Here is a 26,634-nt window from a genome sequence, read left to right as displayed (position 1 = left end):
TTGCCTTGATAGGCGAGGGGCGGACCGGCGGCAAGCGCAGCGCGCCGGTGCCGCGCGGTTCACAAGGCGGAGTTTTCCGACAGTTGCGCCAATACCGCAGCGGCCTGCGTGGCCGTGTCGCTGAGCGCCGCGCGGTCTTCACCGGGAAAGAAACGCGCGCGGGTGGCAGTGGGCATCGGGTCGGGGGTGAGGATATGCACGCGCGGGCCGATCTGCGCGGTTTCAACCTGCCAAGAGGTCGCCAGCGCGATCTGCGCGGCCTTGGTCGACCCGTAGCTGCCGAAGAATTTCGTGCCAGCACGCGGATCATCAAAGAAGACCGCCGTGCCCTCTGCCCCCAAAAGCGGGGAGACAAAGGTGATCAGCCGCGCCGTGGCGGTGACATTGCCCGCGATGGATTTCTCCATATCCTTGGCGTCAATGTGATCGGTGGGCGTTAGTGGGGCTGCGTGCACGGCGCAGTGCAGCCAGAGGTCAAGCCCGCCCCAACGGTCGTGGATGCCCCGGCAAAGCACCGCCATCGCATCGGCGTTGGTGATGTCCATCGGGGCCAGTGTGGCGCTGCCACCCTCGGCTTGGATACGGTCATCCAGCTCTTCCAACGCGCCGGTCGTGCGACCGACGGCGATGATGTGGTGGGTGGGGGCCAAAGCCTCTGCCAGAGCGGCCCCAAGGCCGCGCGACGCGCCGGTGATCAATGCTGTCTTGCTCATGCCCGCGATGTGCACTGCCCCGGGCGGCAGGTCAAGAGGCGCGGTGTCGCGCCTCCTTGAGCCGCTCAGCCCTGCGGCAGGCGCAGCACTTTGTTGCCGCGGCGGCTGGAAAGCACCAATGTGCCTTGCCCAATGGCCGCAACAACGCCGCCAGCGACTTGGTCGCCCACTTCAACGCGGGAGATTTTGCCGCCGCCTTCGCGGATCAGCGCGCCGGGCGTAGCGTCGCTGCCGAAAATACCAATCAGCGCTGTGCTGGACAGATCGGCCTTTTCAGTTGCCAGATCGGAGACTTTCTTTGGGGTCGGGGTCCCAGTGCTCGTCATGATGTGCCTTTCGCCTGTGGTTGCGTTTTGCGCGGCAGTCCCCCGCGCTCGCAAGGCGTCAGCTAACCCCTGCCGCAGTGCAGCGGAAGGGGGCGTTTTTGGGATGCGCAGGGTTCTGCCAGAGCGTCGGCAAAGCAGCGCCGACGACTCACTTGTAACGCTGCGACCTTTCGTAAGGCTTAACCTGGGTTAGCCCACAAAGGCCTTTTCCACGACGAAATGCTGGGGGTCGGAATTGGCGCCCTCGGTGAGGCCAAAGCCTTCGAGGATCTCCATGATATCCTTGTTGAAGCCCAAGCTGCCGCAGACCATGGCGCGGTCGTGGGCGGCGTTGATCTGAGGCACGCCGAGATCTTTGAACACCGTGCCATCCTGCAAAAGGTTCGTGATCCGGCCCATCTTGGGGCTCTCTTCGCGGGTGGTGGTCGGGTAATAGCGGATCTTGGCGAGGTTTTCGGGGCCGATCAGCTCTTGCATCAGTTCGTCGGCCTTCAGCCCTTCGATCAACTGGCGGCCATATTCCAGTTCCGCCACATCGCGGCAGGTGTGGGTGACGATGACCTCATCGAATTTCTCATAGGTCTCAGGCTCGCGCAGCAGGCTGGCAAAGGGGGCAAAGCCCGTACCGGTGGCGAACATCCACAACCGGTCGCCCGGCAGCAGCGCGTCATGCACCAGCGTGCCCACGGGCTTGGGCCGCAGGATGATCTGGTCGCCGGGCTGGATGTGCTGCAGTTTCGAGGTCAGCGGGCCATCCTGCACCTTGATCGAGTAGAACTCCAGCTCATCGTCCCACGCGGGGGAGGCGATGGAATAGGCGCGCAGCAGGGGTTTTTGTTTGCCCGTCTCGGGGTGCGGATCGCCCATCAGGCCGATCATGACAAACTCGCCCGAGCGGAAGCGCAAGGACGCGGGCCGCGATACCCGGAACGAGAAAAGCTGATCCGTCCAGTGGGTGACAGAGGTCACGGTCTGGGCGTCGGGCAACGTCGGGACGGGCTTGGCGGCGGTTTGGTTCACTGTGCTCTGCTCGGTCATCATGGTTTCCGCAAATCGGTTTGCGGCCTCTACTTATGGCAAGGAAGGGGGGAGGGCAATGAAGCGGCCTATTTGGCCGCCGCTGCCTGTGGGAAGGCTCCGCGAAGGCGGGACTGATAGTCATGGGCCTGCCAATCGGCGCGGGCCAGCCATTGGTCCTCAGGTTGACGCGCGGCCAGATCATCGTCGATCTCAACCTCATCAAAACCCGCGCGGCGGGCCATGGCGTATTGGTCGGCCAGCACATGCCCGCGGGCGCGCAAACGGCCCGTGTAGCCCCGCAGGCGCAGGACACGTGCGATGGTAAAGCCGCGCCCATCCGCGAAAGAGGGGAAATTGACGCGGATCATCTCCAGCGCCGGGGCGAGGGAGAGGGCATGGGCATCGGCGTCAGAGGCCAGATCGACGGCGCGGCAATCATTCGCCGCACCATCCTCGCAATAGCCATGGGTCCAGTCGTCGGCGGTGAAACCTGTGTCGGTTACGAGTACGCTCATGATTTGTCTCCTGTTCGGACCACTTTGCCGTTCACAAAGTGGATGCCGCATTCTTCTTTGTTCTGATCGCGCCAGCGCCCGGCACGCGGGTCTTCGCCGGGTGCCACGGGCGAGGTGCAGGGTGCGCAGCCGATCGAGGGATAGCCCTTGGCCACCAGCGGATGCCGGGGCAGGCGGTTCTCGGTGATGTAATCGGCCACATCCGAGGTTGCCCAATAGGCCAGCGGGTTCACCTTGATGCGCGGGGCAGCGCCATCGTCGGGGATCTCGACTTCAAAGAACTCCAAGGCCGCGCGGCTGCCGGATTGAAAGCGTTTGCGTCCGGTGATCCAGCCGTCATAGCCCGCCAGCGCGTTCTGCAAGGGCCGCGTTTTGCGCAATGCGCAGCAGGCGTCGGTGTCATACTGGTGCAGCGTGCCATCGGGATCCTGTGCTGCGATCTCTTCGCTGCGCAGGGTGGTGACCTTGCGCAGGCCCAGCCGCTCGCTCAGCTCCTGCTGGTAGACGAGCGTTTCGGCAAAGAGCATCTCGGTGTCGATAAAGAGCACCGGGATATCCCGCGACACCATTGAGGCAAGGTGCAAGAGCGCCACCGATTCCGCGCCAAAGCTTGAGACGAGGGTGAGGTTCTCGATCTCGGCATAGGCGCGGCGGATGACATCCGTCGCCCCGTGGTGGCGCAGGTCCGCGTTGAGCCGTGCGACTTTTTCCTCGACCGCGCGCAGCCCCTCGGGGGGCGGCGCATCGGTATTTGAGAAAGGATGAAGTTCAGGGGTGTCAAGCGGCATTGGCCCGGTCCTTATTGGCCGTCTCGGGGTAGAGCACCGCTTTGAAAGGCGCGAGGCCGAGGCGGCGGTAGGCTTGCAAGAAGGTCTCTGCAGGATCGTTGCGCAGGTCGAGGTAGCCCAGAACAAGGCGTTCGATGGCCGGAATGATCTCCTCGGCCGAGAAGCCGGGGCCGGTGCGGGTGCCAAGACTCGCATCCTCGGTGCCATCGCCGCCAAGGGTGATCTGGTAGTTCTCCACGCCCGCGCGGTCGAGGCCGAGGATCCCGATGTGGCCCACATGGTGGTGGCCGCAGGCGTTGATGCAGCCCGAGATCTTGATCTTGAGCGGGCCCACGTCATGCTCCAGCTTCAGCTCGTCAAAGCGGGTGGCGATTTCTTGGGCGATGGGGATCGAGCGGGCGGTGGCCAGCGCGCAATAGTCCATGCCGGGGCAAGCGATGATGTCCGAGATCAGGCCGATGTTGGCAGTAGCCAGCTTGGCCTCTTTCAGCGCGGCATGCAGTTCGGGCAGGTCGCTGCGGTGCACGTGGGGCAGGATCACGTTCTGCTCGTGGCTGATGCGCAGCTCGTCATGGCCGAAGCAGCGGGCGAGGTCGGCCATCACGCGCATTTGGTCGGCTGTGGCATCACCCGGTGTGGCGCCGTGGGCCTTGAGGCTGATCGACACGATGGCATAGCCCGGCGCGCGGTGTTCGGCGAGGTTGGTATCGGCCCATGCGCGGAAGACCGGATCGTTGGTATAAGCAGACTCGTAGGCCGCGAGGGAGGCGGTTTTGAACTGGGGTGCTGCGAAATCGGATTCAATGCGCGACAGCACTTGTTGATCCACGCCGGTGAATTGGCTGCGGATCAGGGCGTATTGCGCGTCAACGCGGGCGCGGATGTCTTCGATGCCGTTTTCATGCACGGTGATCTTGATCCGCGCTTTGTATTTGTTATCGCGGCGGCCCAGCACGTTGTAGACGCTGACGATGGCTTCGAGCGTGGGCAGGAGGTCGTCGGCACTGACGAAATCATAGAGCACCTTGCCGATCATCGGGGTGCGGCCAAGGCCGCCACCGACGATGACTTCGAAGCCCTGTTCGCCATCGCGTTCGACGATGCGCAGCCCGATGTCATGGGCTTTGATCACCGCACGGTCGGCGGCGGCACCGGTGACGGCCACCTTGAACTTGCGCGGCAGGAATTGGAATTCCGGGTGGTCGGTGGACCACTGGCGGATCAACTCGGCCACGGGGCGCGGGTCGGCGACCTCATCGGCGGCGGCACCGGCGAAATGGTCCGCCGTCACGTTGCGGATCGTGTTGCCGGAGGTCTGGATGGCGTGCAGGTTTACCTCGGCCAGCGCGTCGAGCATGTCGGGCACGTCGCGCAGCTCGGGCCAGTTGTACTGGATGTTCTGGCGCGTGGTGAAGTGGCCGTAGCCCTTGTCCCATTTCTCGGCGATGAAGGCGAGCTTGTCCATTTGCGCGCTGCTCAGCGTGCCATAGGGGATCGCCACACGCAGCATATAGGCGTGCAGTTGCAGGTAGAGCCCGTTCATCAGGCGCAGGGGTTTGAACTCATCCTCAGTGAGCGAGCCGTCGATGCGGCGCTCGACTTGGGCGCGGAACTGGGCGTTGCGCTCGGCGAGGAATTTGTCGTCGAATTCGGTATAGCTATACATCACAGGGTCTCCTGTTTGCCGTGGGCGTAGTTCGACGGGCCTTTGGCGCGGAACTCTTCGCGAAAGTGTGTGGGCTTGGGGCCGCTGGCCTCGGGGGCCACATCAGCGAGGTAGACGCCGACAACCAGATCCTGCTGGCTCAGCGCGTCGATCAGGCGCAGATCGGCGTCGGCCTCATCGGTCAGCACTTCGGCCTCGGAAAGGCTGCGGGTCCAGCCGGTGGCGGTTTGGTAGACAACGTCGCCTTCGAGCAGCGCATTGGCGGTGATGACCTTGGGGGTGAAAGGCTTGGGCATATCAGGCCAGCTCCTCTAGCGGGGTTTGGGTGGCAGCTTGGACGGCGGCGCGCGGGGCGAGGCCGTAGAAGGTGAGCGCGGGGCCGGTCATTTCGGCATCGGCCAGATCGCGCGGCAGATCGTTGAGCGTGGTGGACAGCACCCGCTGATCGGCGCGCGAGGCGTTTTCGATCACAGTCACGGGCGTGGCGCGGTCGGCGCCGTGCATCAGCAGGCGGCCTTGGACAAAGCGGGCGGATTTCTTGCCCATGTAGATCGCGGCGACTTCATTCGGGCGCGCAAGGGCGGCCCAGTCGTGATCGGCGAAACCTTTCATGTCGTGCCCGGTCAGGAAACGGACCGAGGCATTGCGGCCGCGTTTGGTCAGGCTTTGACCGATGCCCGCCACAGCGGCAGAGGCGGCGGTGATGCCGGGCACGATGTGCCAGCCGATGTCATGGGCGTCGACCGCGTCGATCTCTTCGTCGAGGCGGCCAAAGACCGTTGCATCGCCGGATTTCAGCCGCACGACCTGTGCGCCGCTTTGGGCGTGCTCGACCAGCAGGGCGTTGATGTGCTCTTGGGCCGTGGAGGGGCCAAAACCCTCTTTGCCCACGTCGATCATCAGCGCTTCGCGGCGGGCGAGTTCGAGGATTTCGGGGCTGATCAGGCGGTCGTAGATCACCACATCGGCTTCATCCAGCGCGCGGCGGGCTTTGAGGGTCAGCAGTTCCGGATCGCCGGGGCCGCCGCCAACGAAAGCCACATGGCCGTCGCGGGCTTCGCGGGCGAGGTGGGTCTGCAAGAGGTCTTTCAAAGCCGGGCGCACGGTGTCCTTGCCTTCGGCCATGGCGCGGGGGCCAGTGGCGAAGTAATACTCACGCCAGAAGTCGCGACGCGCGCGGCCCATGGGCAGGGCGTCGGCCAGCTTGCGAAAGCCTTTGCCGATCCGCGCGAGCGGGCCAAGGGTGACGGGCAGACGCTCTTCCAAGTCGGCTTTGATGGCGCGGGCCAGCACCGGGGCGGCGCCTTCGGTGCCGATGGCCACGGTCACCGGGTCACGGTCGACGATGGCGGGGGTGATGAACTGGCTATCATGCAGGTTGTCGACGATGTTCATCAATACGCCCGCCGCGCGGGCAAGGGCTGCATTCTCGGCATCCAGCGCGTCATCTTCATCGGCTGCGTAGAACAATAGTGCACCGGGCAGGTCGGTGGCAGTGAGGGCGCGGCGGTGCAGGGTCAGCTTGCCCGCCGCCTGCCATTCGACAAGCTCTGGCGCGGGGTCGGGCGCAAAGATATGCAGCGCGGCTTTGGTCTTCATCAGCAGGCGCAACTTGGCCAGCGCCGCTTCGCCGCCGCCGGAAAGGAGGATCTTTTGCTCGCTCGTGGCGAGGAAGATGGGAAAGTGATCCATGATGCGCCCTGTATTCTGTTTGACGTGACCTCTTATATAGGAAATATTCCCGATAATTGGCTAGTTGCTGGCGCAGATAAGAACATGTGTTCGCTATGGCCGTAGGTTGAGTATGAACGTCCTGCCGGGACGAGAGAGAAGAGAATGACTGTCCGAATTGATGAGACCGACCGGAAGATTTTGGCGCAGCTGCAACGGGATGCGAGCCAATCGCTGGACGATATCGCTCGCGAAGTAGGCTCTTCGAAGACGCCTGTGTGGAATCGGATCCGCAAATTGCGCGAGGCCGGGGTGATTGGCCAGCAGACGGTTGTGCTTGATTCAGAGGCACTTGGATTCGAGGCGTGCTTTTTCGTTCTGATCCGCACGTCAGAGCATGAGGCGGCGTGGCAGGCGGCGTTTTTGCAGGCATTGAAAGACCGGCCCGAGGTCCAGGAAGCGCACCGTTTGGCAGGGGATATCGACTATATTTTGAAGGTGCGGGTCAAGAACGCGCGGGCCTATGACGTGTTCTATCAGGCGCTGATCTCAGAGGTGAAGGTGCACAACGTTACGGCGCTTTTGTCGATGGAAGAGATCAAGTCGACGACGATGCTACCGCTTTAAGAACGCGGGGCGGGGCACCACTGCCCGCCCCGGTTGTTTTAGGACTGCGCGAGCGCTGCCACGATGGGCGCGAAGTCTTCGGCCTTGAGGCTGGCCCCACCCACAAGCGCGCCGTCGACGTTTTCCACCGCGAAAATCTCGACAGCATTCGCGGCCTTGACCGAGCCGCCGTAGAGCAGGGGAAGCGCATTGCCGATCTCTGCACCGAAACGATCGATCAAGCGCGTGCGGATGAAGTCATGTACTTCTTTGATCTGTGCGATGCTGGGCACTTTACCGGTGCCAATGGCCCAGATGGGCTCATAGGCGATCACGGTATTTTCCGCATCAACCGCATCGGGGAGGGAGCCGTCGAGTTGCCCGCCGATGACGTCGAGCGTTTGATCAGCGTCCCGCTCGGCTTCGCTTTCGCCAATGCAGACGATGGCGGTGAGACCCGCGGCCCAGGCGGCACAGGTCTTGGCCTGCACGTCGGCGTCGGTTTCCCGGTGGGCGTCGCGGCGCTCAGAATGGCCGAGGATCACATGGGTGGCGCCGCTGTCGGCGACCATCGTGGCGGAGATGTCACCGGTATAGGCACCTGCACCTTCGGTATGGCAATCCTGCGCGCCGATTTGAATCGGGCTGCCGTGGGTCGCATCGGTGGCGCGGAACAACAATGTGCTGGGTGGGCAGATCACGACCTGCGGCGGGTTTTCGGGCAGGCCGGTGGCAAGGCTGTGAAGCTCTGCCAAAGAGGCGGCGGTGCCGTTCATCTTCCAGTTGCCGGCGGCGATTTTGGGGCGCATCGGATCCGTCCTGATCTGTTGATATTGCTAGATCAGTTCGCAGGCCCGCAGCCTTTCGTCAAGGCCGTGGGCCTGACGGGCGCGCTTACTTCGCGCCCAAGCTTTCGTCGAACTTGATGGATTCGCCGCAGCCGCAGGCTTCGGTCACATTGGGATTGCGGAACTTGAAACCGGACTCGAGCAGCGTTGTCTCATAGTCGATTTCGGTGCCAAAGAGGAACATCTGCGCCATCGGGGCGATCATCACCCGCGCGCCGTCCTGTTCGACGACCTCATCGTTGGGGTCAGTCGCTTCGACGTAATCCATGGTGTATTCCATGCCCGCACAGCCGCCTTTCTTGACGCCAATGCGCAGCCCTGCGTGGCCCGCCGATTGCATCAGTTTTGCAATCTGGCCAGCGGCTTTGGGGGTCATGGTGACGGCTTGCTTGCCGGGAATGCCAAACATGTCAAATTCTCCTATGCGGCCAAGATAGGGATGCGGGGCGGTGATCTCAAGCCGTCAAAGGGAATTCATTGCCGCCAGCGTAGCAAAGGCCACGATGAGCGCCCAACCGAAAGAGGCCAGCGTCCCGATGATGACGTATTCGCTTATTTTCTGGTTTTTTTTCACTGTGTCAAAGCGCAGGATCGACTTTGCCGCGATGAGAAATCCGATGCTCGTAGGCTCGTCGATCATGACCATCAGAAAGATAAGCGCGCGTTCCAGCAGACCAATGACCCTGCCTGCGTTCTCCAAGCCGTCGGGCTGAGCTTGCGCTTTGTGGGGCAACATCAAGCCGCCTACGGCAGGCCCGCCTGCAAGGGTGGCGGTGATCAGCCCCGCAAGGAAGAAGGCAGGCGGAATGAGCGTTGTGCTGTGAGCAGCCCAGAAACCAATGGCAAAAGCCTCTGGAGTATAAAGGGTGAAGACCGCGATGGTCGCAAGATGGGCCGCTTGATCGGTGAGGTAGGGCCAGAGCCGCTCGCGGTGCTGCTCTGGAACGGCGTAGGTTTTGATCGCATCAATCCCGACATGGGCGAGGGCGAGAAGGCCAACTGGGAGGAGGCTGCCCCCGAGGGCCAGCGCAGTCGCGGCAAAGACGATGACACCGTGCAGCAGAAGTATGTGGGGTTTGCGTTTGGCGGCGACCATCGCGTTGGTCTGAAACACGAAATCCGCCAACAAATGGGCGAGCAGGCAAGCGAGGGCGGTGGCGATGGCCTGTTCGGTCATAAGGGGTCCGGCTGTTGGGGGTGGTTGTTATTTGAAAAGCTGCAGCGGGCTGTGGCAAGGGTCTTTCCCAAGAATAAATACAGGCATATTTGGCTGTAATGCCTGATAACAGCGTTATTGGGTTGTTTTTTGTTCCTCTAGCACGTCGCAAACCTCTCGCAATTCATCTATCCCCGCCGCGTCTACGTGGCCCTGAACACTCTGCTGCGTCAGGCCAAACCGCTGCGCGAGCTCCGCTTGCACGGGCGGCTCAGGGGCCAGCATGTAATAGGCGACATCGGCTTGGCGCTTGGTCCAACCGGTTGCGATCCGGTCGGCGAGGGGGAGGGCTGCACGCAACGCGAGGGTGGCATCCGGGGCATGCATGCGCCGCGCGCGGGGCATGGCGTCGAGGGCGTGACCGGAACGAACCAGCGCCGCCCCATCGGCACGAGCGAGGTCGTCGCCTGCGAAATGCGCCTCGCCTATTCCGATGCCAAAACGGGTGTCTGCGGTCTTGCCGCAGCGGCGCACGGCGGCGCGTAGAACGAGGGCCGCGCGGAGGGTGAACTTTGGCGCTACAGCCATTTGCCAGCCGTCACCGCGAAAGCGGGTCATGCGGCTGGACTGGCCTTGCCATGTCGTCAGGGCCTCGGCGGCGTCTTCGAGACGTGCGAAAACAGCATCCAACTCCGCCCGGCCCATCGCGGAGGATTTCACGATATCTCCGGTAAAAATTGCCCAAGTTTCCATGGCTTGCCCCTTGTTTCCCGCAATGTCGCAGGAAGGCGAAATCCATGCAAGCCCGGCCAACGAAAAGGGCCGCCCGAGATGGGGCGGCCCTGAGGATGGTCCAACGCGCGGCGCGGATCAGAGGCCCATGCAGTTCGCGTAATAGGTCACGGTTGCGGGCCAATCGGAGAAGACACCGGCCACGCCCACGTCTTGGGCCAGCACATCCAGCGCCACCAGATAGTCGCTGTCGTCTTTCACAACATCGTTGACCGACTGGAAATACCAACCGCCACCGGAGGCCAGCGGGCCGGAACGCTCCAGCGTCCAAGCGATCAGGGTCAGGCCTGCTTCTTTCGCGGCCATGGCGTAATCTGAGCCAGCAATTTCGCCCTCTTTGTTGGTCAGCATCATGTTGAGCGATGGGGCGAGGTAGTTGACGCCCTTGGCTTTCAGATCGGCGAAATCCTCGGCCCATGTCTCGGCGTTTTGCTCATCGAAACCGTCGGACCATTGTACCAGATAAACTGCCTGTTTGCCGAATTCGGGCGTGTTCTCAACCCAGTAGAGCACATCGTCAAGGTTGAAGGACTGCGGCCAAACGTCAGAGGCCGGGATGCCCGCAGCGACATATTCATCAACCAGTTTCTGCGCATAGTCTTCCTGAGAGAAACCGTCATGGGGCATCTCGACAGAGGGGGATTTCAGCTCGGGCGTGAATTTGGCGCCCAAGGATTTGAACAGGTCGATCGATTCCGCATGGGTCATCAGATCGGCTTTGTCGCTGTAAAGTTCGGTGCGGAAGTTCGCGACGCCGCCCTGATAGTCTTCGGCGGTGGTGGCGGTCTTGTCGGCACTGTCCATCTTGGGCGTCAGGGTGCGGAACTCTGCCAGCGTGATGTCAGAGGTGCGGCATTCGGCGCTGGCTGGCGTGTCGCCCGACGCGGCGGTGAAGCCGGTGGTGCATTTCTCGGCCAGATCAGAGACGAGGATGTTCGTCGTGGTGTGCAGATCGTTCTGCGCGTGGCGGCAGACCAGTTCATGGTCGGCGGTAAAGGTCACGTCGCATTCCAGAATGCCCGCGCCCATCCGCGCGGCGGCGACATTGGATTGCACGGTGTGTTCGGGAAACATCAGCGGCGCGCCCCGGTGCCCGATGGAGAAATCGGACTTGGCGGCGTCTTGACCCATGCAAGAGGCCAGCTTGTCCTTCAGGTCGCCCTCGGGCAGCTTATCCACCAGATAGGCGGGGCGGGGGCCGTATTCGACCGGTGTCGCTGCAGAATGAGCTTCGGCCAGCGCCATGCCGGGCGCGAGGGCCAGAGCGGCGAGAGAAACAAGGGTTCGCATAATGTTATCCGTTCGTGAATGAAGTTCTGGGCGCTTCTATGGGGGGGCTGTGTAACGGTTTCACGACCGGATCATGTCAGTCGAATGAACAATCCGGCGCGCCCCCATTCGGCACGACGCGGCCAAAGAAAAACGCCGCCGATGACCTGCATCGACGGCGTTTATTGTTCGCTCTGCGAAACTGGGCTTACATGAAGCCCAGTTCAAGCCGGGCTTCATCAGACATCATGTCCATGCCCCAAGGCGGTTCCCAAACCAGCGCCACATCGACCTGCTTGACCCCCGCAATCGGTTCGACCGCATCGGCGACCCATCCGGGCATTTCACCCGCGACGGGGCAACCGGGCGCGGTCAGCGACATCTTGATGTCGACTTCGTTCTCGGCGTTGATGTCGATCGTGTAGATCAGCCCGAGTTCATAGATATTCACAGGGATCTCAGGGTCATAGACCGTGCGACACGCCTCAACGACCTGCTCGTAAAGCGGGTGGTCGGTGGAAGAGGGCGCAATCAGCGGTGTCCCTTCGAGCGGTTGGGTCTGTTCGGTCATCTCTTGCCTCGCATCATTCTCGACGTTTTATATAGGGATTGCGGGGCGGGGCGTAAAGTGGCCCGACGCCCTGAGGGCGAGGGGCCGCCCCGGTCAGCCCCCTTTGCGACGCCGCGCAGGTTGCGGCTTCACACGGGCTTCGATCTCATCATAGACCTTACCGACGATGTCTTTCCTGGTGGCGTTTTCGATCCCTTCGAACCCGGGGGAGGAGTTGACCTCAAGCACCTTTGGGCCGCTTTCCGAACGCAGCAGGTCGACCCCGGCGATGCCAAGGCCAAAGGCCCGCGCGGCGCGCACGGCAGTGTCGCGTTCCTCTTTCGAGATCCGTACCACCTTGGCCGAACCGCCCCGGTGCAGGTTCGAGCGGAAGTCGCCCTCCGCCCCGGTACGTTTCATGGAGGCGACAACCTTGCCCGCCACCACGAGGCAGCGAATATCTTCGCCGGCGGCTTCCTTGACGAAATCCTGCACGAGAAAGTTGGCGCGCAGACCCCTGAAGGCGTCGATCACACTCTCGGCAGCCTTTTTGGTTTCGGCCAGTACGACGCCCTTGCCTTGGGTCGATTCCAGCAGCTTTACGATCAGCGGTGCGGTGCCCACCAAAGCCATCAGGTTTGAAGTGTCCTTGGGCGATGCAGCAAAAGCGGTGGTCGGCATGCCGATCTTTTTCGCCGCCAAAACCTGATGCGCGTGCAGTTTGTCGCGGCTGGCGGTGATCCCGGCAGAGCCGTTGACGCAATAGGTGCCAATCGTCTCAAACTGACGGATCACGGCGGTGCCATAGGGGGTGATTGACGCGCCGATGCGCGGGATCACGGCGTCATAGCGGGGCAGGCGCTTGCCGTCGTAATGCACCTCGGGGGCCAGCTGGTTGATCGCCATATAGCAGCGCGTGGTATCGATCACCTCAACCACATGGCCACGGGCTTCGCCGACCTCGACCAAACGGCGGGTCGAGTAATTGTCTTCGCGGCTGAGCACCGCGATGCGCAGGGCACGCTGTGGTGCTGTATGGCGCAGGCTGGCTGTGTGGTAAACGTCATAGTTCAGGTCCGGCTGCAAACGCCGCTCTGTCGCCGAGATGTTGATGTGCTCGGTCAGCGCCTGACGGCCCAGCAACATGCGGCTGGTCATGCTTGCCCGGTTGGTCAGGGTCACGTCGATGGGCCAGCTTTGGCCGTTCACTTCAATCGTGGTCGCGATCACGAAACGATGCTCGGATTCGCCGTTGGAGGAGGTGACTTCGCGCCGGTCAATGAGCGGCGCAGAGCAGGTGATGGAAATATCATCGCGCCCCGAGATCGGATGCACGTTAAAACGGACCTTGGGCTTGGAGGCGGGGCCGAAGACCTCAATATCGTGGGCATGCAGCGCCGAGGTGCGCGCGCCGGTGTCAACCTTGGCCTTGATCGCGGGAAGGCCAAGATCGGGCAGGGCCACCCATTCTTCCCAGCCGAATGTCAGTTTATCCATTGCCTGCTCCTTGGGTGATTGGTCTGCCTGCCTAACCTGCGGCAGGGATCGCTTCAAGCGATGCTGTGTTACGGTTTGCCCATATCCGCGGGGGCGGGGGGCAACATGCGGACGTCGTCTTCTTTCTCCATCCGCGCCGCGGCGGCGAGGAGTTCTTCGCGCACCCGGCATTCGATGTCCCAAAAGGTCGCCGCATTGTCGGTGGGCAGTTCAAAGCGAACTTTGATGCCGAATGCGTCTTGCTCAAGCACATGGACCTTGGCCTTGTCCATCGGTTTGACGTCATTGGGGTCTTCTTGGGCCAAAAGATTAAAGAACACCCGGCGCAGCGCCGCCACATCGGCATTCTGCGACAGGGTCAGGATGATGGGGCGTACCATGGCGTGGTCCTCGATCGACCAATTCTCAAACGCATCAGAGACGAAATAGCTGACCGGAACGATCAGACGGGTACCGTTCCAGTTCAAAAGTTGCACGTAGGTGAAGTGGATCCGCTCTACCGTGCAAAAATGCCCCTCAAAGATCAGCTGGTCGCCAATCCGGGCGGAACGGTTCAGCGCGATCTGGATGGAGGCAAGGATATTGCCCAGAACTTCACGCGCAGCGAAACCCAGTACGATGGTCACCGCACCGGCAGAGGCCAGCAGCGACAGGCCAAGAGTGTTGTCCGCATTGCTTGAGACCAAGATCACGCCAGAGGCCACCAGCACCGCGATCACGATCACCCCTTTGCGGGCAGCGGCGATTGTGGTGGCAATGGACCGCATATGCGCGTTCATCGGGTCGGCAAGCTCATAGGCGTTGTTGGGGCTGATCCGGTCGAAAATCTCGTCAAAGGTAAAGACGATGGCGAGGGTGCCTGCGGTCACATAGGCGATCAGCAAGATCGGACTGAGCACCGCGTCGATGAAGCCGGATACCACCAGCACGCGGCTGGTGGCCGTGCCGATGATCGTGGCGCAAAGCACGATGGCGGCAGGCCAGCGGAAAGACCGCAACATAAAGCGCATCCAGCGCCGTTTGGCCACTTCGCCCAGACGGCGCATGATGCCAAAGGCGAACCAGCCAGCCATCAGCGCCCCCACCAAGAGCAGGGGCAAAAACAGCACTTCCCAAAGATACATGCCCCAAAAGGCGCGGATGCGCAGCCAGTCGGGCAGCATCGTCTCAAGCTCCGTCGGCCCGTATTGCGCGTGAAGATGGGGAATGTTGTCGATGCTCTGGCGCGAGAAGACCCAGACGGGCTCGGCGTCCTCTCCGGGTTTGATCCGGTTGAGCCGCAAAGGCACATCATGGCCGCCCAGCTCTAACCGGTCGATCAGCAGCGAGCGGCGCACGCGCCCGGTGTCGTTATCCTCGGCCGAGCCAGAGAGCCAACCGTCGGGCCGGTCCGCCAGTTTGCGCCATGGCACGACGACCTTGCGCTCCATCAAGACCGAAAGCTGAAAGGCGCGTTCAGTCCCGATGACGGCCTGATCGGCTTGGGGCAGGTCCGACAAGTCAAGGATATGCGCCGCGTCGGAGTAGTGGCCATTGTCCGTCAGGTAAATAAAGCTTTCCAGCGCGGCCATCGGCGTGCCCCGGTCCAGTGTCTCGGGCGGGGGCGGCAGGCCGGGGTTCAGCTCGGTCGTTTCAAACCATGCCTCTTGCGCCTGTCCGGAGGCGGCGACAGCGAGCATTGCCAGCGCCAGCACAAAGGCCCCCAGAAAACGAGGAATTACAGACGCGAAAGCGCGTGAGAGTAGGGCAAGCCGCTGCATGGATAGCGCAATGTAGCGGGGGTTCGGGCAATTCAAGGCTGCGCCACGCTTGTTCATGCCATTTGCGGGCGTTTAGTTTTCGTTGATGTCACGGGTGACGATCCGCGCGCCGCTGGACTGCCGTTTGAAAACCGCCCGCAGGACCAGCCAAGCGATGAGCGACAGAACCGCAAAGATCGCCAGCATCAAGGCCACATTGGCCGGTGCCCAAAACGCAACCACCACTGCCATGCCAAGCGCGCCGAGCGCAAAGCCAAGGAAGATCGAACCGGGCAGCAAAAGCTCAACCACGCCAAGGGCCAAGGCCGCGCAGACCCAGACCCACCAGAGTGCCAGCCAGGCCGCCATCAGCCTTTCCCTCTGAGCAGTTTGAACGCATCGCCAAAGGCCTCTAACGCCTGCGCGGGGACAAGGATGGTCTGACTGCCCGCGCCCTTGCCCATGGCATTCAGCGCATCGACCTGTTTCAGCGCGATTTGGTAATGCGCGGCGTCGAGCCCGTTTTCGTTGATCGCCGTGGCGACGACTTGGGTGGCATAGGCTTCGGCATCGGCCAGAATGCGCCGCGCCTTGGCGGTCTGCTCAGATGCGTAAAGCTCGGCCTCGGCGGCCAGTTCCACGGCGCGTTTTTTGCCCTCGGCCTCTGTCACCTGTGCGCGGCGGGCGCGTTCGGCGTTGAGCTGTTGCATCATGGCGGCGCGGGTGGCGGCATCTAGGTTCACGTCCAGAATTTCGGCTCGGGTCACTTCGATGCCCCAACTGTCCACGGCATCTTCGACGCTGGCCTTAATCGTGGTGATCAACTGGCTGCGGTTGGCTTGCACCTCGTCGAGGTCCATCTTGCCGATCTCGGCGCGGACGATCCCCGCCACGGTGGTTGAGATTGCGCTGTCCACGTTGCGGATGCGGTAAACGGTCTTTTCCGGCTCGGTGATGCGGTAAAACACCGAGGTATCGACCTGCACCAGCACGTTGTCGCGGGTGATGGCGTCTTGGCTGGCGGTAGGCAACTGCCGCTCTAGGATCGAGATTTTATGCGCCACATGATCGATAAACGGCACGATCATGTTGATCCCCGGGCCCAAGACCGCGCGCAGACGGCCAAAGCGTTCAATCACATGCTGTTCGGATTGCGGGACGATCTTGACCGATTTCAGGATCAGGATCACGACCAACAGGGCCAGCAAAAGCCAAGCGAGGTTATTCTCCAAAAGGCCGATCAGCATGTCTTCGAGGGGCAAGGCCGTAATCCTTTGAATGATATCATTTTTACGCAATCCTCGCTATTTTACCTTTATTGCATGTTTCTCGCCACTGGTTTATCGCGCCAGTCGCAGCCAGAGAGGGCCAGAGTATGACCAGCACCGGATTCACCAAACATGCGCAGGACGGCAAGGCACGCAGCGGCGTGATTCAGACCCCGCGCGGCGACATCCGCACGCCCGCCTTCATGCCCGTGGGCACGGCGGCGACGGTCAAGGCAATGATGCCCGAAAGCGTGGCATCGACGGGCGCTGATATCCTGCTGGGCAACACCTACCATCTGATGCTGCGCCCCACGGCGGAACGTGTGGCCGCCTTGGGCGGGCTGCATAAATTCATGAACTGGGACAGGCCGATCCTGACGGACAGTGGCGGCTTTCAAGTGATGAGCCTTGCCGGGCTGCGCAAGCTGACCGAGCGTGGCGTGACCTTCAAAAGCCATATCGACGGCTCGAAACATGAAATCACGCCGGAACGTTCGATGGAGATTCAGGAACTGCTTGGCTCCGACATCGTCATGTGTTTCGACGAATGCCCCGCGCTGCCCGCCGACCGCGACCGCATTGCCGAAAGCATGCGCCTGTCGATGCGTTGGGCCAAGCGCAGCCGGGAGGCATTTGGCGACCGGCCCGGTCACATGCTTTTCGGCATCCAGCAGGGCGGGCTTGAGCAAGACTTCCGCCAAGAGAGCGCCGAGGCGCTGCGCGAGATCGGTTTTGACGGCTATGCCGTCGGCGGTCTGGCCGTGGGCGAGGGGCAGCAGGCGATGTTCTCTACTCTTGATTTCGCCACCGACATGCTGCCCGAAGACAAACCGCGTTACCTGATGGGCGTGGGCAAGCCTGACGATATCGTGGGCGCCGTGGCGCGGGGCATTGATATGATGGACTGCGTGTTGCCCAGCCGGTCGGGCCGGACGGGGCAGGTGTTCACCCGGATGGGCGTGCTCAACATCAAGAACGCGCGGCACATGGACGATCCGCGCCCTCTCGATGAAAATTGCAGCTGTCCGGCCTGCCAAAACTACTCACGCGCCTATCTGCACCATGTTTTCCGCAGCCAAGAGATCATCTCGTCGATGCTGCTGACATGGCACAACCTGCAATACTACCAAGACATCATGGCGGGCATGCGCGAGGCCATCGCGGCCGGGCGATTTACCCAGTGGCAGGCCGACTTCCACGCAGGGCGCGAGCAGGGCGATATCGACCCGCTTTAAGGGCAGGGCGGCGGCGTATTCTCACGCGAAATTGTGCTGACGGTCCTTGCTGCATTGCGGCAGGGTCTTAGGTGCCCTTGCACAGTCTATTGCAAGGAAAGGCCCGAATATGACCGAGAAGCTATTTACCCCCTTCACCGCCGGTGAGATTGTGGCCGACAACCGTCTGGTGATGGCCCCGCTGACCCGCAACCGTGCAGATAACGAGACTGGCGAAGTCTCGGACATGCATGTCGAGTATTACCGCCAGCGCGCGGGAGCGGGCATCATCATCACCGAAGCCACCCAGATCAGCCCCGAGGGCAAAGGGTACTTCCAAACCCCCGGCATCCATACCGAAGGCCAGGTCGCCGCATGGCGCAAAGTGACCGATGCGGTGCATTCCGAAGGCGGGCGCATCGTGATCCAACTGTGGCACGTGGGCCGGATCAGCCATACCTCCCTGCAGCCTGAGGGCGGCAAGCCTGTCGCACCCTCGGCCATCGCGGCGGGGGTAAAAACCTTTACCGCCAACGGGTTTGAGGATACTTCAGAGCCGCGCGCGCTGGATTTGGATGAGATGCCGCGTCTGGTCGCGGACTACGCCCATGCCGCCGAAATGGCCAAAAAAGCCGGTTTCGACGGGGTCGAGGTGCATGGGGCCAATGGCTATCTGCTGGACCAATTCCTGAAAACCGGAAGCAACAAACGCGATGACGCCTATGGCGGCAGTGTGGAAAACCGCGCGCGGTTGCTGTTTGAAGTGCTGGATGCTGTGACAAAGGTCTGGGGCGGTGAACGTGTCGGCCTGCGGCTCTCGCCCTTCTCGCCCGCCAATGGGATCGAAGACGCCAACCCGCAGGAGACGTTTGAGTGTGTCGTCAAAGGGCTGAACCGCTACAACCTCTCGTATCTGCACCTCGTCGAAGGTGCGACGGGCGGCTCGCGTGAGCTTGACGAAGGCGAAAGCATCGCCGCCCTGCGCGCGCTCTTTGAGGGGCCCTATATGGCCAATAACGGCTATGACCGTGAGATGGCGATTGAGGCCGTGGGCAATGACAAGGCCGATCTGATCGCCGTGGGCCGCCCCTTCATCGCCAACCCCGATCTGCCGCGCCGTTGGCAGATGAACGGGCCGCTGAACGAGGGCGATACCGATACCTACTACGGGGGCGGGCGCGAAGGCTTTACCGATTATCCGACACTGGAACAGGCCGACGCCTGATCAATTACGGGGCGCCCATGCGGCGCCCCGTGCCACGGCGCGCGGAATTGGGTCGAAATCAACCCAACGCGCGCTTGCCTCCACCCCGCCGAAGCGCGATGATGGCGGCCTAATACCCCGCAAGGGATTGAAACAGGCGGATGGGATGCACACATATCCTGTCCAGAAAAGGGGATGTCAGAGGCCGCCTATGACAGGGGCCCGGATGTCTTGCTAAGATAAGGAATTGAGCATGTTAGAGCCACTGAACGCATCCTACCCGGTGCTTCCGCTGCGCGACATCGTCGTGTTTCCCCACATGATCGTGCCGCTTTTCGTTGGCCGCGAAAAATCCGTCCGCGCCCTTGAAGAGGTGATGGCAGACGACAAACAGATCCTGCTGTCGAGCCAGATCGACCCCGCCGAGGATGATCCCGACACCGCTGGCATCTACAAGGCCGGCGTGTTGGCCAATGTGCTGCAATTGCTGAAACTGCCCGATGGCACCGTCAAAGTGCTGGTCGAAGGTCAGGCGCGGGTGCGCATCACCGAATACCTTGAAAACGACAACTTCTTTGAGGCCCGCGCCGAGTATCTCACAGAGATGCCAGGCGATGCGGCCACCACACAGGCGCTGCTGCGCACTGTGGCGGATGAGTTTGAGCGCTACGCCAAGGTCAAGAAGAACGTCCCCGAAGAAGCGCTTGCCGCCGTTGGCGAAAGCGCCGAACCTGCACGTCTGGCCGACCTCGTGGCCGGTCACCTCGGTATCGAAGTCGAGCAAAAGCAAGACCTGCTGGAAACGCTGAGCATTTCTGAGCGGCTTGAGAAAGTTTACGGGCTGATGCAGGGCGAAATGTCCGTGCTGCAGGTCGAAAAAAAGATCAAGACCCGCGTCAAATCCCAGATGGAGCGCACGCAGCGCGAGTACTATCTGAATGAGCAGATGAAGGCCATTCAGCAGGAACTCGGCGATGGCGAAGACGGCAAGAACGAAGTGGCCGAACTCGAAGCCCGCGTGGCCGAGACCAAGCTGAGCAAGGAAGCCCGCGAAAAGGCCGATGCCGAGATCAAAAAGCTCAAGAACATGAGCCCGATGTCTGCCGAAGCCACCGTTGTGCGCAACTACCTTGATTGGATGCTGTCGATCCCATGGGGCGTGAAATCGCGCGTCAAGAAAGATCTCAGCCGTGCGCAAAAGGTGCTGGATGACGATCACTATGGCCTGGATAAGGTCAAGGAACGCATCGTCGAATACCTTGCCGTGCAGCAGCGTTCGTCCAAGATGAAAGGCCCGATCATGTGCCTCGTCGGCCCTCCGGGCGTCGGCAAGACATCTTTGGGTAAGTCGGTCGCCAAGGCCACGGGGCGCGAATTCATTCGCATCTCGCTGGGTGGTGTGCGTGACGAGTCCGAGATCCGCGGCCACCGTCGGACCTACATCGGCTCCATGCCCGGCAAGATCATTCAGGCGCTGAAAAAAGCGAAAACCACGAACCCGCTCATCCTGCTCGATGAAATCGACAAGATGGGGCAGGACTTCCGTGGCGATCCGGCTTCCGCGATGCTCGAAGTGCTTGATCCGGAACAGAACGGCACCTTCGTAGACCACTACTTGGAGGTGGAATACGATCTGTCGAATGTGATGTTCCTGACCACATCGAACAGCTACAACATGCCCGGGCCGCTTCTGGACCGGATGGAGATCATCCCGCTCTCGGGCTACACCGAGGACGAAAAGCGCGAGATCGCCAAGCAGCATCTGGTGGCCAAACAGGTCAAGAACCACGGTCTGAAGAAGAAGGAGTTCGAAATTGAGGATTCCGCTCTGACCGGCATGATCCGCTACTACACCCGCGAGGCTGGCGTGCGGAACCTTGAGCGCGAGATCGCCAAGGTGGCACGTAAGTCATTGACCAAGATCGTGAAAAAGGAAGCTGAGAACGTCACCGTGACCGGCGACAACCTCGAAGACTTCCTTGGCGTGCGCAAGCATCGCTTCGGTCTGGCCGAAGAGAAAGACCAGATCGGCGTCGTCACCGGGCTGGCCTATACTTCCGTGGGCGGTGAGTTGTTGCAGATCGAAGCTCTGCGTTTGCCGGGCAAGGGCCGGATGAAGACCACCGGCAAGCTTGGCGATGTAATGAAGGAAAGCATCGACGCGGCAAGCTCTTACGTCCGTTCGATCTCTCCGCAGATCGGGATCAAGCCGCCGAAGTTCGACACGCTGGATATCCACGTGCACGTCCCCGACGGTGCCACGCCCAAAGACGGCCCCTCGGCCGGTCTGGCGATGGTGACTTCGATCGTGTCGGTGCTGACGCAGATCCCCGTGCGGCGCGACATCGCCATGACGGGCGAGGTTTCGCTGCGCGGTAACGCCATGCCGATCGGTGGTTTGAAAGAGAAACTTCTCGCGGCCCTGCGCGGCGGTATCACCACGGTGCTGATCCCGCAGGAGAATGAGAAAGACCTGCCGGACATCCCGGATAACGTCAAAGAAGGGCTGACCATCATCCCGGTAAACCACGTCTCTGAGGTGCTGGAGCATGCGCTGGTGAGCAAGCCAAAGGCGATCGACTGGGACGAAGCCGCCCAAGAGGCCGCCGAGGCTGCCGCGATCAAAGCCCGTGCCGCTGGCGTGGACGCGACCACCACGCATTAAGCCGGTTGGCCTATCAAAACGCCCCCAAACGCGCGCCTTTTGAGGCGCGCGTTTTTCGTTTTAGCAGGAGATAGGCCGTACCGCATTCCGCTACAGTTTTTGCGCCAAACCCTCTTGCAAGCATCGCCGCAATTGGCTACTTCGCCCCGCAAGGGTGATTAGCTCAGTGGTAGAGCGCTTCGTTCACATCGAAGATGTCAGGAGTTCAAATCTCTTATCACCCACCATTTTCCTACGTTTTGAATAAATTCAATCGGCAGTCCTGCGTGACGGCACTCTGGCTCATCTGCGCATGATCCCAGCCACCGGGCAGGCTTGCCTTCCCCGTCCTGCGGTGGTCCTTATCCAATCAATGGCCATACCACGGACAACACGGCGGAGAGAGCATGTCGGCACATCCCAAAATCTGGTTCCTGCGACACGGGCAGACCGAGTGGAACCGCGCGTTCCGATTGCAGGGCCATCTCGATTCACCGCTGACCGATCAGGGCATCGCCGAGGCCGCGCAGCAGGCGCAGGTGATGCCGGCGGTCCTTGCGCAAAAGCCCGATATTCTCGTCTCTCCGCTTGGCCGTGCGCAGCAGACTGCGCGGATTGCACTGGATGGGGCGTCTTTTCAAACGGATGCGCGTCTGGTGGAGATCCATGCAGGCGCGTGGCAGGGGCTCACCCGTGATGAGATTCTTGCCGCCAATCCCGATCTCGCCGCGCGCCATCCAGCGCCGCTGGACATCTACGCCGCCGCGCCGGGCGGGGAGGGGCTGCCGGCGTTTCGCGGGCGGATCCGCGCGCTGCTTGATAGCCTGATCGCGCCCACCGTGCTGGTTGCCCATGGGCTCTGGGGGCAGGTGCTCCGGGCGGAGGTGCGCGGCCTTGATCTGGCCGCAGCGGGGGGGCTGAGCAACAGGCAGGGCTGCGTCTATCTGCTGGAGAACGGGACAGAAAGCGTTCTGGAATGCCCTGCATGAGCCGCCACCCGACGCTCTATATCCTGCGTCATGGTGAGACGGAATGGAACCTCGCCAACCGACTGCAAGGGCATTTCGATTCTCCGCTGACCGACACGGGCCGTGCGCAGGCCGCCGCACAGAATGCGATTCTCAAGCGCTGCGATATGGCAGGATTCTCTGCGCTCAGCAGTCCGCAGGGGCGGGCTGTGGCCACGGCGGAACTTGCGCTGGCGGGGCTGGGAATGACGGTCGCGACGGACCCGCGACTGGGTGAGATCGGCATCGGCGCATGGGCAGGCAAGTCGCGCGATACATTGTTGCGGCAAACCCCAGACGCGCGTGATTCCTATGATCTTTACGAACATGCCCCCGATGGCGAGGGATTCGCGGCGCTTTATGAGCGCTGCCGCAGCTTTCTCGACAGTCTGACCGGGCCTCATGTGCTGGTGACACATGGCATCACATCGCGCATGCTACGCCTTATTTTACTGGACCGCGCGCCAAGCGCGCTGCGGGACATGCAAGGCGGGCAGGGGGTGGTGTTCCGACTTGAGAAAGGTGAGCAAAAAAGGCTGACATTATAGGCTTGAAGCCCGCCCCCACCTTGCGCTATGAGGTCCAAGTCGGGTCGTTAGCTCAGTTGGTAGAGCGCTTCGTTTACACCGAAGATGTCGGGAGTTCGAGCCTCTCACGACCCACCACCTCCCCCACGTATTTGTTTGTTGTGATCGACTGCCGCAGTGGTAGGCCCGACCGACGCCCGTCCGCTCCGCGGTCAGTCTGGGTCGGGAGTTTGAGGCTTTTACGGCCCAACACTCCCCTCCCGTTAAGAGATGTCCTATCGGCCACTAAGAAGAACTGCCTGTGCAGCTTGTGCAGCGTCTTGGTGCAGCCCCCATGCACCATTCTTGTGGGTGTAATGTGGCTGGCTAAGAAAGCTATGCCATTCCGCTGCCCGACCCTCTGAACAGCAGCGACCAATCCGATCAAAGCGCCCCGAACCCTCGGCGAACATCGCGGGATCTGAAGCCGCGAAGCCGGCCCCCAAACGCCCCAAGAACAACTTGCGAAATTTTCATATTTTCGCACAAACCGCGCTTGACGGCAGAGCGCCCTCACCATAGAACACCCAAACGCTCCGGGGCGACCTGGAGAGTGCAGCGGGCGGTTGTAGCTCAGTTGGTTAGAGTACCGGCCTGTCACGCCGGGGGTCGCGGGTTCGAGCCCCGTCAACCGCGCCACCGCTGCCTGAAAAGGGGACCTCTTCGAGGTCCCTTTTTTCGTTTCCAGCCCCCACAAAATACCGCGCGAAACTTCTTTTCCCAAAGCGCATTTTCTCGGGCGAATGCGCTTGACGGCCCGCGCCCCTTGGCCTATTCCGCCCACATCGCGCGGTTGTAGCTCAGTTGGTTAGAGTACCGGCCTGTCACGCCGGGGGTCGCGGGTTCGAGCCCCGTCAACCGCGCCACTTTCTCCCCTTCGTTATAGTAGACATACACTGCGACCAAAGCGGTCGCACTGGTGGCGCGCGCCGTAGGTTTGCATCGCCCAAGGCGGCATATTGGCGACCGGGCAGGCCCGATCGCAAGTGGGGTGCAATTGGCGACCGGGCAGGCCCGATCGCCGGTGGGATCAGGTCAGCGCATCAAGGATGCGGGCCCAAGACCGGATGCCTTTGTGAAAGCTCTCCATGTCGTATTTCTCGTTCGGGGAGTGGATCTGGTCATCGTCCTTGCCGAAACCGATCAACATCGGCTCAGTGCCGAGAATCTTTTGGAAATGCCCCGCAATCGGGATCGAGCCGCCACAGCCGATATAGGCCGCAGGCACCTGCCACTCATCGCTGAGCGCTTGGCGGGCGGGTTCGAACATCGGATGGCCAATTTCTACACCTGATGCTTGGCTGGCGCCGTGGCCTGAGAAGTCGACGGTGCAATCCTCGGGCAGCATCTCGGCCACCATCTTGCGGAAGTTCTCGCGAATGGCGAGCGGGTCTTGCGTGCCGACAAGACGGAAGCTGATCTTGGCGTGCGCCTCGGACGGTAGGACCGTTTTGAATCCATCGCCAGTATAGCCGCCCCAGATGCCATTAACCTCACAAGTCGGGCGCGACCAGATCATCTCAAGCGGGGTGCGGTCCTGTTCGCCTGCGGGTTTGCTGAGACCTACGTCGCCGAGGAAGGCGGCATGGTCAAAGGCCAGCCCCTGCCACTGCGCTTCCAGATCCTCGGGCAGGTCCGGCACGCCGTCATAGAAGCCGGGGATGGTGATGCGGCCTTCGTCGTCATGCAGCGACGCGATCACTTTGCTGAGCGCACGGATCGGGTTCATCGAAATGCCGCCGTACATGCCCGAATGCAGGTCTTTGGAGGGGGCGGTGACGGTCAGCTCTTCGCCCAGAAGCCCACGCAGCATGGTGACGATGGCGGGGGTCTTGCTCTCAAACAGCCCGGTGTCGCAGATCATCGCCACATCGGCTTTCAACTCCTCGGCGTTTTCCTCCATGAAGGGGACAAGCGACGGCGAGCCGGATTCCTCTTCGCCTTCGAGGAAGAAGGTGATGCGACACGGCCAGTCGCCTTTCACTTCTTTCCATGCGCGCAAGGCCTCGATGATGGTCATCAACTGGCCCTTGTCGTCAGCGGCCCCACGGCCCCGGATCACGCGACCCTTGTCGGTGTCCTCTACCGCCGGATCGAAGGGGTCGCGGTCCCAAAGGTTCAGCGGGTCGACCGGCTGCACATCATAGTGGCCGTAGAACAGCAGATGCGGCTTGCCTTCGCCCACATGCCCCACAACCATCGGATGCCCCGGCGTGGCGCGTTTTTCGGCCTCTACCCCCATTGATTTAAGGTCCGCGACCAGCCAATCGGCGGCGCGGTCGCAATCGGCCTTATAGGCCGGATCGGTTGAGATCGACGGGATGCGCAGCAGTTCTAGCAGACGGTCAGTGGCGGTGGGCAGATCGTCGTCGATCCGGGCGAGAACATCGTCGAGGGACATGGCTTAAATTCCTTGCGCTTGTGAGTTTGGCGCGAAGGTATCAGGCGGGCAGGGCGTGTCCAGTGGCCGCGGGGCCAGTGTTCAGAACGTGAGCGAGAGGCGGCTGCCCTCGGGCGTGAGACGGTGATCCACCTGCGCATTCAACTGCGAGGCCGCCGCCGCCATCAAGGTTTGCCCGATGCTGTCGGCCCGCCGCTTGCCTTCGTTTTCCGCGCCGATGCCGTCATCTTTGCAAGACAGAATAAAACGCCCGTCGCGCAGGCTCAGGTCAATCTCGATGTTGCCGGGCGTGGCTTCGGGGAAGGCGTGTTTGATCGAATTGGCCGCGAACTCGCTTATGATCAGCGCCATGGAAGACGCCGCAGTCGAGCGCAGGACGACGGGGTCTGATCTGTAGTTGATCTTCACATGCCCCGGTGCGGTTTCGCGCAAAAGCCCAACCACCTTGTCGAGGTATTTCTGTGCATCGACCTCATCGCGCCCGCGCACGGATTGCAGTTCACCGTGCAGCGTTGCCATGGCGTTGACGCGGCGCTGGATGCCGTCAAGCACATCGACCGTGGTCTCGTCGTCCAAGTGGCGGCTGTGCAGCCGGACCATGGCCGAAAGAGTCTGGAGCGAGTTCTTCACCCGGTGGTCGGCCTCGCTCATCAGCACTTCTTGCTGGCGCAGGGCAATACGAAGATCTAGCTGTTTCATCACCTGACGGGACAGCACGGACATGGCCTTGCGTTGCAGCGCGGTCAGCTGTCGCGGTTTGTTATCAAGGATGCACAGCGTGCCAAGCGGCATCCCGTCCGACGCCACCAGCAGGGCGCCCGCGTAAAAGCGCAGCCCGTCACCCGCGGTGCACAGCGGGTTGTCCGCCATCCGCGGGTCTTTGAGCGTGTCGGGAATCTCAATGAAAGGGTCTTCCAGAATCGCATGAGAGCACAGCGAGGTCTCAAGCGGCGTCTCGCGCGCGTTCAGCCCAACCTCGGCTTTGAACCACTGGCGGTCCTTGTCGATCAGGTTGATCACCGAAATGGGCGCCTCACAGATCTCGGCTGCCAGCTCGACGATTTCGTCGAACTCCGCCTCGCGCGGGGTGTCGAGGATCTCATAATTATAGAGTGTCCGCAGGCGTTGGTCCTGCTGGGGGTGAGGATCGGCGCGCAAATTAAGGCCCCTTTCT

Annotated in this window: 26 protein-coding genes and 4 tRNA genes; 10 read left to right on the top strand and 20 right to left on the bottom strand. The window is 61.7% G+C overall.

The genetic code is table 11. The features are described from left to right. Positions 1 to 59 precede the first annotated feature (59 nt). The 8 genes from K3762_RS11525 to cysG all read right to left on the bottom strand — a co-directional run bounded on the left by K3762_RS11525 (position 60) and on the right by cysG (position 6,720). Complete coding sequence (locus tag K3762_RS11525) at positions 60 to 713, bottom strand: SDR family oxidoreductase (RefSeq protein ID WP_120351303.1); 654 nt, start codon at positions 711 to 713, stop codon at positions 60 to 62. A 65-nt stretch (positions 714 to 778) separates the two neighbouring features. Beyond that, positions 779 to 1,039 carry a pilus assembly protein PilZ gene (locus K3762_RS11520; protein ID WP_067626161.1) on the bottom strand — a complete coding sequence of 87 codons (261 nt, stop codon included), beginning with the start codon at positions 1,037 to 1,039 and terminating at the stop codon, positions 779 to 781. A gap of 189 nt (positions 1,040 to 1,228) precedes the next feature. Then, the gene (locus tag K3762_RS11515) at positions 1,229 to 2,077 is read right to left on the bottom strand and encodes a ferredoxin--NADP reductase (RefSeq protein WP_067626163.1); all 849 of its coding nucleotides are present in this window, start codon (positions 2,075 to 2,077) and stop codon (positions 1,229 to 1,231) included. 68 nt (positions 2,078 to 2,145) lie between these two features. Next, complete coding sequence (locus K3762_RS11510) at positions 2,146 to 2,574, bottom strand: DUF934 domain-containing protein (RefSeq protein ID WP_132444530.1); 429 nt, start codon at positions 2,572 to 2,574, stop codon at positions 2,146 to 2,148. After that, entirely contained in the window at positions 2,571 to 3,362 is a 792-nt protein-coding gene (locus K3762_RS11505; protein WP_067942012.1) for a phosphoadenylyl-sulfate reductase, read from the bottom strand. The genes K3762_RS11510 and K3762_RS11505 overlap by 4 nt, the downstream gene beginning before the upstream one ends. Then, complete coding sequence (locus tag K3762_RS11500; protein ID WP_132444531.1) at positions 3,352 to 5,028, bottom strand: nitrite/sulfite reductase; 1,677 nt, start codon at positions 5,026 to 5,028, stop codon at positions 3,352 to 3,354. Before K3762_RS11500 ends, K3762_RS11505 begins: the two co-directional genes overlap by 11 nt. Further along, the gene (locus K3762_RS11495; RefSeq protein ID WP_120351300.1) at positions 5,028 to 5,324 is read right to left on the bottom strand and encodes a DUF2849 domain-containing protein; all 297 of its coding nucleotides are present in this window, start codon (positions 5,322 to 5,324) and stop codon (positions 5,028 to 5,030) included. Before K3762_RS11495 ends, K3762_RS11500 begins: the two co-directional genes overlap by 1 nt. Position 5,325: 1 nt before the next feature. Next, a complete protein-coding gene (gene cysG / locus K3762_RS11490) occupies positions 5,326 to 6,720 on the bottom strand; it encodes a siroheme synthase CysG (RefSeq protein ID WP_132444532.1) in 1,395 nt (464 codons plus the stop codon). Positions 6,721 to 6,864: 144 nt separating this feature from the next. On the opposite strand from cysG, the gene K3762_RS11485 reads away from it, so the two are divergent. After that, entirely contained in the window at positions 6,865 to 7,326 is a 462-nt protein-coding gene (locus K3762_RS11485) for an Lrp/AsnC family transcriptional regulator (protein WP_067265010.1), read from the top strand. 38 nt (positions 7,327 to 7,364) lie between these two features. Here the strand turns inward: K3762_RS11485 and tpiA are convergent, their stop codons facing one another. The 10 genes from tpiA to K3762_RS11435 form a co-directional block, all read right to left on the bottom strand. Further along, entirely contained in the window at positions 7,365 to 8,114 is a 750-nt protein-coding gene (gene tpiA, locus K3762_RS11480; RefSeq protein WP_132444533.1) for a triose-phosphate isomerase, read from the bottom strand. 85 nt (positions 8,115 to 8,199) lie between these two features. Continuing rightward, positions 8,200 to 8,562 (bottom strand): iron-sulfur cluster assembly accessory protein, encoded by a 363-nt coding sequence (locus K3762_RS11475; RefSeq protein WP_120351297.1) that lies wholly within the window; start codon positions 8,560 to 8,562, stop codon positions 8,200 to 8,202. 54 nt (positions 8,563 to 8,616) lie between these two features. Beyond that, a complete protein-coding gene (locus tag K3762_RS11470) occupies positions 8,617 to 9,330 on the bottom strand; it encodes a DUF3307 domain-containing protein (protein WP_132444534.1) in 714 nt (237 codons plus the stop codon). A gap of 114 nt (positions 9,331 to 9,444) precedes the next feature. After that, the gene (locus tag K3762_RS11465) at positions 9,445 to 10,062 is read right to left on the bottom strand and encodes a hypothetical protein (protein ID WP_132444535.1); all 618 of its coding nucleotides are present in this window, start codon (positions 10,060 to 10,062) and stop codon (positions 9,445 to 9,447) included. A 117-nt stretch (positions 10,063 to 10,179) separates the two neighbouring features. Next, positions 10,180 to 11,391, bottom strand: a complete 1,212-nt coding sequence (locus K3762_RS11460) for a glycerophosphodiester phosphodiesterase family protein (protein WP_132444536.1) — start codon at positions 11,389 to 11,391, stop codon at positions 10,180 to 10,182. Between the two features lie 187 nt (positions 11,392 to 11,578). Continuing rightward, a complete protein-coding gene (locus tag K3762_RS11455; protein ID WP_067626181.1) occupies positions 11,579 to 11,941 on the bottom strand; it encodes an SUF system Fe-S cluster assembly protein in 363 nt (120 codons plus the stop codon). A 93-nt stretch (positions 11,942 to 12,034) separates the two neighbouring features. After that, positions 12,035 to 13,417, bottom strand: a complete 1,383-nt coding sequence (gene rimK / locus K3762_RS11450) for a 30S ribosomal protein S6--L-glutamate ligase (protein ID WP_132444537.1) — start codon at positions 13,415 to 13,417, stop codon at positions 12,035 to 12,037. 68 nt (positions 13,418 to 13,485) lie between these two features. Next, positions 13,486 to 15,177, bottom strand: coding sequence for a mechanosensitive ion channel family protein (locus K3762_RS11445; RefSeq protein WP_165935561.1), 1,692 nt, complete (start codon positions 15,175 to 15,177; stop codon positions 13,486 to 13,488). 72 nt (positions 15,178 to 15,249) lie between these two features. Continuing rightward, a complete protein-coding gene (locus tag K3762_RS11440; protein WP_067941997.1) occupies positions 15,250 to 15,525 on the bottom strand; it encodes an NfeD family protein in 276 nt (91 codons plus the stop codon). Beyond that, on the bottom strand, positions 15,525 to 16,403 hold the full coding sequence (locus K3762_RS11435; RefSeq protein WP_132444573.1) for an SPFH domain-containing protein: 879 nt from the start codon (positions 16,401 to 16,403) through the stop codon (positions 15,525 to 15,527). Before K3762_RS11435 ends, K3762_RS11440 begins: the two co-directional genes overlap by 1 nt. Positions 16,404 to 16,531: 128 nt before the next feature. Between K3762_RS11435 and tgt the strand changes: the two genes are divergently transcribed. From tgt to K3762_RS11390, 9 genes are all read left to right on the top strand, one after another. Beyond that, positions 16,532 to 17,659, top strand: coding sequence for a tRNA guanosine(34) transglycosylase Tgt (gene tgt, locus K3762_RS11430; RefSeq protein WP_120351289.1), 1,128 nt, complete (start codon positions 16,532 to 16,534; stop codon positions 17,657 to 17,659). Positions 17,660 to 17,768: 109 nt separating this feature from the next. Next, positions 17,769 to 18,863, top strand: a complete 1,095-nt coding sequence (locus K3762_RS11425; protein ID WP_132444540.1) for an alkene reductase — start codon at positions 17,769 to 17,771, stop codon at positions 18,861 to 18,863. Positions 18,864 to 19,095: 232 nt separating this feature from the next. Then, the gene (gene lon / locus K3762_RS11420) at positions 19,096 to 21,507 is read left to right on the top strand and encodes an endopeptidase La (RefSeq protein ID WP_120351287.1); all 2,412 of its coding nucleotides are present in this window, start codon (positions 19,096 to 19,098) and stop codon (positions 21,505 to 21,507) included. Positions 21,508 to 21,659: 152 nt separating this feature from the next. After that, positions 21,660 to 21,734: transfer RNA gene (locus K3762_RS11415), tRNA-Val, on the top strand. A 159-nt stretch (positions 21,735 to 21,893) separates the two neighbouring features. Next, on the top strand, positions 21,894 to 22,475 hold the full coding sequence (locus K3762_RS11410) for a histidine phosphatase family protein (RefSeq protein WP_120351286.1): 582 nt from the start codon (positions 21,894 to 21,896) through the stop codon (positions 22,473 to 22,475). Next, positions 22,472 to 23,041 carry a histidine phosphatase family protein gene (locus K3762_RS11405; protein WP_120352226.1) on the top strand — a complete coding sequence of 190 codons (570 nt, stop codon included), beginning with the start codon at positions 22,472 to 22,474 and terminating at the stop codon, positions 23,039 to 23,041. Before K3762_RS11410 ends, K3762_RS11405 begins: the two co-directional genes overlap by 4 nt. 41 nt (positions 23,042 to 23,082) lie before the next feature. After that, positions 23,083 to 23,158: transfer RNA gene (locus tag K3762_RS11400), tRNA-Val, on the top strand. A 463-nt stretch (positions 23,159 to 23,621) separates the two neighbouring features. Continuing rightward, positions 23,622 to 23,698: transfer RNA gene (locus K3762_RS11395), tRNA-Asp, on the top strand. 150 nt (positions 23,699 to 23,848) lie between these two features. After that, a tRNA-Asp gene (locus K3762_RS11390) sits at positions 23,849 to 23,925 on the top strand. A 164-nt stretch (positions 23,926 to 24,089) separates the two neighbouring features. Here the strand turns inward: K3762_RS11390 and K3762_RS11385 are convergent. Further along, positions 24,090 to 25,460, bottom strand: coding sequence for a M20/M25/M40 family metallo-hydrolase (locus K3762_RS11385; RefSeq protein WP_132444541.1), 1,371 nt, complete (start codon positions 25,458 to 25,460; stop codon positions 24,090 to 24,092). Between the two features lie 81 nt (positions 25,461 to 25,541). Then, on the bottom strand, positions 25,542 to 26,618 hold the full coding sequence (locus K3762_RS11380; RefSeq protein WP_260009495.1) for a sensor histidine kinase: 1,077 nt from the start codon (positions 26,616 to 26,618) through the stop codon (positions 25,542 to 25,544). Between the last annotated feature and the right edge of the window lie 16 nt (positions 26,619 to 26,634).

The sequence above is a fragment of the Sulfitobacter sp. W074 genome, from assembly GCF_025142275.1.
In the GTDB taxonomy this organism is placed as follows: domain Bacteria; phylum Pseudomonadota; class Alphaproteobacteria; order Rhodobacterales; family Rhodobacteraceae; genus Sulfitobacter; species Sulfitobacter profundi.
This window is presented reverse-complemented; position numbering and strand designations above follow the sequence as displayed.